Below are 9442 nucleotides of genomic sequence, written 5' to 3'. Positions count from 1 at the left end.
GCGCCAGCTCGTCAGCGCGGGCACCGACCTGGCCGCGCTGCTGGCCACGAGCCAGCTCGACGCCGCCCGCGCCCATCTCGCGCGCCTGTGCGAAGGGTGCCGCACGTTGGGCCTGTACGGTGCCGCGAACGGCTTCGACGCCTTGCGCTCCGCCCCCGACGGCGCCGCCCTGGCGCGCGAACTGGAAGCCGCACACCGCGCCGTGCTGCGCCAGACCGACGCCACGCGGCACCTGGCGATGTAAGGTTGCGCGCCCGCCCGCAACGTTAAATTCCTGCCGGAAAACGCGAAAAATTGTTGTCGAAAATGTTGTAAATCACCCCTCCACACGGCAGCGGAATCCGGCATACTGATCCTTTGCCGTGGCCGGCATGCAGCACCTCCCAGGCAGAACGGCAACTTGTCGGGCGTCTTTTTTGCCCCGTACGGACCGCGCCAAGCGCGCGCCGTCTGTCATGAGCTTGTCATTAAAATAGTCGACTTTGCACGGCAGCGCAGACTGCTGGGACGGAGCTTTGACCAGGGATTGCATGAGCGAGGACTATGAAGACCACGGTTTCCCCCAGCTTGACCTTCCTTACCGGCGGCGGCCAGATGGCCGCGCATATCGCCGCCCATGACTGGCACATCACGCCGCTTGGCCCCGTCGAGGACTGGCCCGCCGCACTGCGCACGGCACTGAGCCTGGCGCTGAATTCCCGGTTCCCCACCTTGCTGTGCTGGGGCGCCGACCTGATCAGCTTTCCTAACGACGCCTGCATGCCGTTGCTCGGCGACAAGGCCGCGCTGGGCCGGCCGTTCCGCACGGTCTGGCCGGACGTGTGGGACACCATCGGGCCGATCGCGACGAAAGCCTATGCGGGCGAAGCGTGCCACCACGAAGACATGCCCGTGCCGATGGCGCGCCACGGCTATCCGGAACAGGCCTGGTTCACGTTTTCGTACAGCCCCGTGCGCGACGACGACGGCACCGTCGGCGGCATCCTGTGCACGGCCGTCGAGACGACGGACAAGATGCGCGCGCTGGAGTCCCTGCGCCGCCTGAACGGGGCGCTGACGCACCAGGTGGCGTCGCACGCGAGCGACCGCGAACGCCTGTGGCGCATCTCGCCCGACGTGATGGCCGCGGCGTCGCTGGCGACGGGGCGCTTCCTTACCGTGAACCCCGCGTTCACCGCGTGCTTCGGCTGGAGTGCCGAGGAAGCGACCACGCGCCCGTTCATGGACATGGTGTACCCGGACGACCGCGCGGACGTGCTGCGGAAAATGCAGATCCTGGCCGAGGGCACGCCGCTCGTCGGCTACGAGACGCGCGTGCTGCACAAGGACGGCTCGTACCGCTGGGTGTCGTGGACGATCTCCCCGGAAGGCGAGCTGCTGTACGGCGTCGCGCGCGACATCACGGCGGAAAAACACCAGGCCGACGCGCTGCGCCAGGCCGAGGAAGCGCTGCGCCAGTCGCAGAAGATGGAAGCCGTGGGCCAGCTCACGGGCGGCCTCGCGCACGATTTCAACAACATGCTGGCGGGCGTCACGGGCCACCTGGAACTGATGAAGCTGCGCCTGCGCATGGGCCAGAGCGGCGACCTGCTGACGCGCATCGACGCGGCCCTCGGCGTGACCCAGCGCGCGGCCGCCCTGACGCACCGCCTGCTCGCGTTCTCGCGCCGCCAGGCCCTCGATCCGAAGCCGACCAGCGTCAACGCGCTCGTGATGTCGATGACGGACCTGATCGAGCGCGCGGCCGGCCCGTCGATCGCCGTGCGCACGCGTCTCGCGGCCGCGCTGTGGACCACCCTGTGCGACCCGAACCAGCTGGAAAGCGCGCTGTTGAACCTCGCGAACAATGCGCGCGACGCGATGCCGGAAGGCGGCCTGCTCGTCATCGAGACGGAGAACGTCACGCTGACCGCCGCCCAGGCGCGCCGCCACGGCGACCTGCGGCCTGGTGAATACGTGCAGGTGAGCGTGCGCGACAACGGCGCCGGCATGGCGCCCGACGTCGTCGCGCGCGCGTTCGACCCGTTCTTCACGACGAAGCCGATGGGGCAGGGGACCGGCCTGGGCCTGTCGATGGTGTACGGCTTCGCGCACCAGTCGGGCGGCAACGTGCGCATCGAATCGCGGCCGGGACAGGGGACCGAAGTGCGCCTGCTGCTGCCGCGCCACCTCGTGGAGACGCAGCCGGCCGCGGGCCCGGACGTCGAACCGCCGCTGGAAGCGGGCACGCGCAAGGGTGTCGTGATGGTCGTCGACGACGAGGCGGACATCCGCGCCGTGATGACCGAGGTGCTCGAATTGCAGGGCTACACGGTGCTCGTCGCCTGCGATGCGCCGCAGGCCCTGCGCCTGTTGAAGGACACGCGGCCGGACATGCTCGTCACGGACGTCGGCCTGCCCAACGGCATGAACGGCCGCCAGCTGGCCGACCACGTGCGCGTGCAATGGCCGCAGCTGCCCGTGCTGATGGTGACGGGCTATGCGGAAAGCACGGTCATGAAGAACGAGAAGCTGCCCGCGCAGATGGAGATCCTGACCAAGCCTTTTGCCATGAACGCGCTGGTGGACAAGGTCGGGTGCATGCTGGCGCAGAGTATGGGTACTGAGGTGAATGCGGAGACGGGGGCCGAAGCCGCGTAGGGTGTGGGCACGCCGTGCCCACGCGTGATATTTGCGATATGTTGGCGTTACCAGCCATCAGGCGGCCAGGTCGTTCCGGCCGTCGTCCAGCGTGACCAGTTCCCCGAAGTGCACGGTGCGCGTGGCGATGTCGTGGTACGCGCCCACGAGTCCCATCTCGCCGCGCGCGATGCGCTCGCGCAGGAAGGCGCTGCCGGCGATGATCTCGTCCAGCGAGTTCTCGATGTTGCGGCGCGTGACCGCCTCGAGCATTGCCTTGCCCTCGGGCGGATGATGGGCGCCGCACTTGCACTGGTCGACCGCCTTGCGGATCTTGCCCGTGATCGCCCCCATGCTGTGCGCGCCTTCGTTCTGCAGCGCGAGGCCGATCGCGCCGCAACTCGAGTGGCCTTTCACGACGATCAGTTTCGCGCCCAGTTTATGGGCGATCTCCAAACTGCCGATGATCTCGCGGCTGATCACGTTGCCCGCGATGCGGATCGTCAGCAGGTCGCCCAGGCCGGCATCGAAAATGATTTCCGGCGACGTGCGCGAATCGATGCAGTTGACGACGACGGCCATCGGATGCTGCCCGCCCGCCGTCGCTTCCACCTGGTGCAGATAGTATTTCTTCGTCGTGCGGCCGGCACGGAAGCGCTCGTTGCCGTCGCGCAGCAACTGCAGCACGTCTTCCGGAGCCAGCCTGGTCTGCGTGTCCTTGTCGAGGGCGGGGACGAACTGGATCGGATCGTGCAGGCTGTACTTGTCGCGCAGGCCCACGACGTTCAGCTTGACGTTGCGTTCCGCCGCGACGACGCGGTAGTCGTTGATGACTTCGAGCACGTCGTGGTCGATGTAGTCCGAGTTGGCCGCGTCGATCAGCACGTTCGCGTTCTCCGGGATTTCCCACAGCGCGCTCTTGATCGTGGCCTTGTTCAGGAACGACACCTGGTTCGGCAATTCCATCTTGACGACCTCGCCGATGTGCAGGCGGTACTGTTCCATCGAGAACGGATTCTTGAAGTGGCTGCGCATCAGGTAGAACAGGCTGGCGGCCAGGCCGATCAGTACGCCGGTCAGCAGGTCCGTCAGCACGATGGCGGCCACGGTGACGGCGAACGGCACGAATTGCGACCAGCCCTTCTTGTACATGTCGCGGAACAGCGAGACCTTGGCCAGCTTGTAGCCCGTCACGATGAGGATCGCGGCCAGTGCGGCCAGCGGAATCAGGTTCAGCATGGGCGCCAGCACGAGCACGCTGGCCAGCAGCAGCACGCCGTGGAGGATGGTCGAGGCCTTGGTCCGGTTGTCGTTCTGGATGTTGACGGAGCTGCGCACGATGACGGACGTGACGGGCAGGCCGCCCAGCAGGCCGGCGCAGATGTTGCCGACGCCCTGCGCGACGAGTTCGCGGTTCGTGGGCGTTTCGCGCTTGTGCGGATCGAGCTTGTCGACCGCTTCCACGTTCAGCAGCGTTTCCAGCGACGCGACGATGGCGATCGTGAAGCCGACAATCCAGACGTCGTGGTTCGTGAAATGGGCGAGATCCGGGACATTCAGGTAAGCACCGAGGTTACCGATATCGAGGGGCGGAATATCGACGAGATGTTCCGGATCGATACTCAGTGCGGGAAAGAAACGATCGAATGTCACATTCAGTGCAACACCCAATGCCACGACGAACAATGGCGCCGGCAGCAATTTGATGTTCTTGAATGGCGTCCTGTCCCAATACACGAGGATCAGCATCGACAGGAGCGCAATGATCATGGCGCCGGGCGTGATCGAATTGAATGCATGCGCAATGGCGGAAAACGTGTTTTCTCCATTGGCCTGGATGAACGACGTATCATCGGCCGGATTGGCGTCATAACCGATCGCATGGGGAATCTGTTTGAGAATCAGCAGAATGCCGATCGCGGCGAGTAATCCCTTGATGACGTTCGAGGGAATGTAATTGGCGATAAAGCCGCCACGGGCGACACCCATGGCCAATTGCATTACGCCGGCAATCAATATGGCCGCGAGCAGGATTTCGAAGGCGCCGAGTTTCGTGATCGAGGCGAGGACGACGGCCGCCAGCCCGGCCGCGGGGCCGCTGACGCTCGTATGGGAACCGCTGATGGCACCCACGACGATGCCGCCGATAATGCCGGAAATAATCCCTGAAAACAAAGGCGCGCCGGAGGCGAGGGCAATACCGAGACACAGGGGCAAGGCGACAAGAAACACTACTATGCCGGCCGGCAAATCGTACTTGAGGGTATTCGTATGCATGGGAATCTCACGGAAGAACGATGGTTGTCAGTCAGAATGCGCTTGTTTATTTTGCGCATGGCGATATAACGATTTACATCGGGTTATGGCCGATGAACCGGATTCATGAACGTTTGATTTGGATTGAACCAAAACGGTGCAATGCACCGTTTCGATGCATTTTCAGGAACGTCGATTGTTAAAGCGACGGGGAAAAAATATAACATGCAGTTTGCAAATGCGTCCAGCATGCACGGTCAATCGTTACAATTCTTTCGCGCGAAATAGATTTGAATAAAAGCGGTTTTAATCGGGTTATTTTTATTGCCTTGAATAACGCCGAATTACGAATCTGATAAACGTGCGGATGAGGTCGTATAGACGTCCGGCGGCGCCGAACATTGTGGGAGGAGCTCGCGTCCTGTAGAATAGCTGGCTGCAGTACGCAGAGTGTCGCCATAGTACAATGGATAGTACAAGGTCCTCCTAAGACTTAGATGCAGGTTCGATTCCTGCTGGCGACACCAGTTTCACCATCCCCCAGCCGCATCAGGCCGTCCCCCTTCGGTACAATGCCTGCTTTCTCACACTCTTACCGATATCCGCGCCGACAAGCGTCGCGGCCGCTCACACCATGGCTGTCATTTCCCTCTCTTCCGCGCAACTGGCATTCGGCCACGTCGCGCTGCTCGACCATGCCGATTTCTCGCTGGAAGCCGGCGAACGCGTCGGCCTCATCGGCCGTAACGGCACCGGCAAATCCTCACTGCTGAAAATCATTTCCGGCCGCTCGAAGCTGGACGACGGCCTGCTCGTCATGCAGCAGAGCGTCAAGATCGCGTACGTCGAGCAGGAGCCCGTGTTCGATCCGGAGATGACCGTGTTCGACGCGGTCGCCGCCGGCATGGGCGACCAGCAGGCGATGCTGACGGAGTACGAATCGCTGACCGGGCAATTCGGTCACGGCAACGATGACGCGATCATGGAGCGCATGCACGATCTGCAAGTGAAACTCGATGCGACGGATGCCTGGAACCTCGGCAACCGCGTCGAGACCACGCTGGGCCGCCTGGGCCTCGCGGGCGATGCGAAGATGGGCACGTTGTCGGGCGGTATGCAGAAGCGCGTGGCGCTGGCTGTCGCGCTCGTGTCCGGCCCCGACGTGCTGCTGCTGGACGAACCGACGAACCACCTGGACTTCACGTCGATCCAGTGGCTGGAAGGCCTGCTGCGCGAATTCCGCGGCTCCGTGCTGTTCATCACCCACGACCGCCGCTTCCTCGACAACGTCGCCACGCGCATCGTCGAACTGGACCGCGGCCGCCTGCTCTCGTTCCCCGGCAATTTCAGCAAGTACCAGGAACGCAAGAAAGAACTGCTCGCGATCGAAGAGGTCGAGAACGCCAAGTTCGACAAGGTGCTTGCACAGGAAGAAGTGTGGATCCGCAAGGGCGTGGAAGCGCGCCGCACCCGCAACGAAGGCCGCGTGCGCCGGCTGGAAGACCTGCGCCTGCAGCGTTCCGCGCGCCGCGACCAGCAGGGCCAGGTCCGCATCGACGTCGCGACCGGCGAGCGCTCGGGCAAGATCGTCGCGGAACTGGAAAACATTTCGAAGTCGTATGGCGACAAGGTGATCGTGCAGGACTTCACCGGCACGATCATGCGTGGCGACAAGGTCGGCCTGATCGGGCCGAACGGCGCGGGCAAGACGACGCTGCTGAAAATCATTCTTGGCGAAGAGACGGTGGACAGCGGCAACGTCAAGCTGGGCACGCGTTTGAACGTCGCGTACTTCGACCAGATGCGCGCGCAACTGAACGAAGAAGCGACGCTGGCCGACACGATCGCGCCGGGCAGCGACTGGGTCGAGATCAACGGCCAGCGCAAGCACGTGATGAGCTACCTGGGCGACTTCCTGTTCGCGCCCGAGCGCGCTCGCTCGCCCGTGAAATCGCTGTCCGGCGGCGAGCGCAACCGCCTGCTGCTGGCGCGTCTGTTCGCCAAGCCGGCCAACTGCCTCGTGCTCGACGAACCGACCAACGACCTCGACATCGAGACGCTCGAACTGCTCGAAGAACTGTTGACGGATTACTCGGGCACCGTGTTTCTCGTCAGCCACGACCGCACGTTCCTCGACAACGTCGTCACCCAGGTCATCGTTTCCGAAGGGCAGGGGACGTGGCGCGAATACGTCGGCGGCTACAGCGACTGGGAGCGCGTGAAAGCGGCGCCCGCGCCCGCGGTAGCACAAAAGGCCGCGCCGGCGAAAGCGCAGGATATGTCATCCAACGCACAGAACGCGTCGGGCAAGAAGGTAAAGTTGAGCTACAAGGAACAGCGAGAGCTGGAGGAGTTGCCGCAGCTTATCGCCAGCCTTGAAGACGAGCAGTCGGCCATCACGGCACAGCTGAATGCGCCCGACTTCTACAAGACCAATCCCGCTGACGCGCGCCGGATCAATGCGCGTTACGCGGAAATCGAGGAGCTTCTGCTCGACGCCCTGGAGCGTTGGGAAGGCCTCGAAGCGCGCTCGCGGGGAGAATAGCCCATGCGTTAGCGCATCGCTGAGCGCGGGCCAGGCGCCCGCTGACGGAGAGACATGACTGAGCATGACGACCGCTACGCCGTGCCCGCCACGGCAGCCATCCCCGCCGACGCTCCCATGTTCAACCGCGCGGCCTGGCTCCGCATCCTGCCCTTCGCCGCCTACCTGGCCTTCATCGTCATCGGCGACGTGCTGCAACGCCTGGGTGTCCCGCAGGACGCCCTGCGCTGGTTGTACCCCGCCAAGATCGCCCTCGTGGCCCTGTTGCTGGCGCTGTCCTGGCGCCAGTACAAAGAACTTTCCCGCTTTCATCTCGCACCGCTGCACGCGTTGACCGCGCTGGCGACGGGCGTGCTCGTGCTCGTCCTTTGGATCAGCCTGGACGCCGGCTGGATGGTGTTCGGTTCCTCGTCCGGCTTCGATCCGCGCGTCGACGGCCGTGTCGACTGGCTGCTCGTGGCGATCCGCATCGCCGGCGCCGCGCTCGTCGTGCCCGTCATGGAAGAGTTGTTCTGGCGCTCTTTCCTGATGCGGTGGGTGGACGCGCCCGACTTCGAGTCGGTTGAGCCCTCTCAACTCTCCATCAAAAGCTTCGTCATCACTGTCGTGCTGTTCGGTGTCGAACATAACCTCTGGCTTGCGGGGATCGTTGCGGGCGCGGCCTACAGCCTGCTGTACATGCGTCACCGCAACCTGTGGTCGCCGATCCTGGCACATGCCGTCACCAACGGCCTGCTGGGCGTGTGGGTGGTTCGGACCGGCAGCTGGTCTTACTGGTAAGCCGTCCGCCATTAACTTCAAGAAAAAGACAAACCATCATGCTGAATTTCCGCGTGCGTCCCCTTGCCCTGTTGCTCTGCACCCTGTTCACGCTGCCCGCCGGCGCCGGTCCCAGCGATGCGCTCCACCTATATGCCGGCGTCGGCTACGGCCACGACGACAACCTGCTGCGCGTGCCGGAGGGCCAGTCCGCGTTCGACGGCACCCGGGCCGATTCGTGGTGGATGCGGGAGGGCGGATTGATCTTCGATAAGACCTATAGCCGCCAGCGGATTTCCATCGTGGCCAAGCTGTCGAAGTACGACTTCGACCACTTCAAACAGCTGAATTACGATGGCAAGGACTTGCAGGCAACCTGGTTCTGGCAACTCGGCAACCACCTCGAAGGCAAGGTCGGCACCACCTATCAACAAGTGCTGGCGCCGTACACCGATTTCCAGAGCAACGAGCGCAACCTGCGCCGCAGCCGCAGCCACTTCGCGGAAGGCGCGTGGCGCTTCCACTCGTCCTGGCGCGTGCGCACGGGCTTCCAGCGCGACAAGTACGACTACGAGCTGTTCGCCCAGCGCTACAACAACCGCACGGAAGATTCGAGCGAGGTCGAACTCGATTACCTGCCCAGCAGCGGCAGCACGGTCGGCCTCGTGGCACGGCGGGTCAAGGGCAAGTATCCATATCCGCGCCCCGTCGGTCCGAATCTTCTCAACGACAACTTCACGCAGGACGAACTGAAAGCGCGCGTACTGTGGATAGCGACGGGTTCCACGACGTTCGATGCACTGGTCGGCTACACGCGGCGCGACCAGCCGTCGTTCGGCACGGGCAAGACGAGCGGCGTGGCCGGCAAGATCAAGGCCACGTACCAGCCGCGCGGCAAGATGACGTACCGGGCTGCCGTCTGGCGCGACTTCGCGCCGCTGGAAAGCACGGTCGTGAGCTATACGCTGAACAAGGGCGCCAGCGTCGGCGCGCAATGGGATGCGACGGCCAAGATCAAGGTGAATGCCGACGCCGTCTACGAACGGCGCAACTACAACGCGCGCGCGTCGTTCGCAAGCGCGGGCGACATCCGCGATTCCATCCGCACGCAGAGCCTGTCCGCGACGTGGACGCCGCGGCCGACCATCCAGGTGTCGGCGGGGCTGGCGCACCAGGCGCGCAGCGGATCGCCCGTGCTCGGTACGGGCAGCTTCAAGTCGAACAGCGTGTCGCTGTCGGCCAATGCGCAGTTTTGAATGCTTT

Annotated in this window: 5 protein-coding genes, 1 tRNA gene and 1 pseudogene; 6 read left to right on the top strand and 1 reads right to left on the bottom strand. The window is 63.9% G+C overall.

Translation table 11 applies throughout. The features are described from left to right. Together ACEN88_RS04165 and ACEN88_RS04160 are read left to right on the top strand one after the other, a co-directional pair. A pseudogene (locus tag ACEN88_RS04165) lies at positions 1–244 on the top strand (response regulator); the annotation flags it as partial. 323 nt (positions 245–567) lie between these two features. Beyond that, positions 568–2640: an ATP-binding protein gene (locus ACEN88_RS04160; protein ID WP_413337539.1), complete on the top strand. Its 2073-nt coding sequence runs from the start codon at positions 568–570 to the stop codon at positions 2638–2640. Between the two features lie 57 nt (positions 2641–2697). Here the strand turns inward: ACEN88_RS04160 and ACEN88_RS04155 are convergent, their stop codons facing one another. Further along, positions 2698–4896 (bottom strand): bifunctional SulP family inorganic anion transporter/carbonic anhydrase, encoded by a 2199-nt coding sequence (locus ACEN88_RS04155; protein ID WP_413337538.1) that lies wholly within the window; start codon positions 4894–4896, stop codon positions 2698–2700. A gap of 431 nt (positions 4897–5327) precedes the next feature. On the opposite strand from ACEN88_RS04155, the gene ACEN88_RS04150 reads away from it, so the two are divergent. From ACEN88_RS04150 to epsL, 4 genes are all read left to right on the top strand, one after another. After that, positions 5328–5402, top strand: a tRNA-Arg gene (locus tag ACEN88_RS04150). Between the two features lie 107 nt (positions 5403–5509). Further along, positions 5510–7420 carry an ATP-binding cassette domain-containing protein gene (locus ACEN88_RS04145; protein ID WP_413337537.1) on the top strand — a complete coding sequence of 637 codons (1911 nt, stop codon included), beginning with the start codon at positions 5510–5512 and terminating at the stop codon, positions 7418–7420. Between the two features lie 54 nt (positions 7421–7474). Then, entirely contained in the window at positions 7475–8200 is a 726-nt protein-coding gene (locus ACEN88_RS04140) for a CAAX prenyl protease-related protein (protein WP_413337536.1), read from the top strand. 38 nt (positions 8201–8238) lie between these two features. Beyond that, entirely contained in the window at positions 8239–9435 is a 1197-nt protein-coding gene (epsL, locus tag ACEN88_RS04135; protein WP_413337535.1) for an XrtB/PEP-CTERM-associated polysaccharide biosynthesis outer membrane protein EpsL, read from the top strand. Positions 9436–9442 lie beyond the last annotated feature (7 nt).

It is taken from the genome of Massilia sp. CT11-108 (assembly GCF_047302915.1).
In the GTDB taxonomy this organism is placed as follows: domain Bacteria; phylum Pseudomonadota; class Gammaproteobacteria; order Burkholderiales; family Burkholderiaceae_D; genus Telluria; species Telluria orientalis.
The sequence above is the reverse complement of the archived record's forward strand: the minus strand, read 5'-3'. Positions and strand labels throughout refer to the sequence as shown.

What these genes read in the sequence shown, in the direction of transcription:
- ACEN88_RS04155 (WP_413337538.1), bottom strand. Translation starts at nt 4,896, where the DNA reads ATGCATACGAATACCCTCAAGTACGATTTGCCGGCCGGCATAGTAGTG.
- ACEN88_RS04145 (WP_413337537.1), top strand. Translation starts at nt 5,510, where the DNA reads ATGGCTGTCATTTCCCTCTCTTCCGCGCAACTGGCATTCGGCCACGTC.
- ACEN88_RS04140 (WP_413337536.1), top strand. Translation starts at nt 7,475, where the DNA reads ATGACTGAGCATGACGACCGCTACGCCGTGCCCGCCACGGCAGCCATC.
- epsL (WP_413337535.1), top strand. Translation starts at nt 8,239, where the DNA reads ATGCTGAATTTCCGCGTGCGTCCCCTTGCCCTGTTGCTCTGCACCCTG.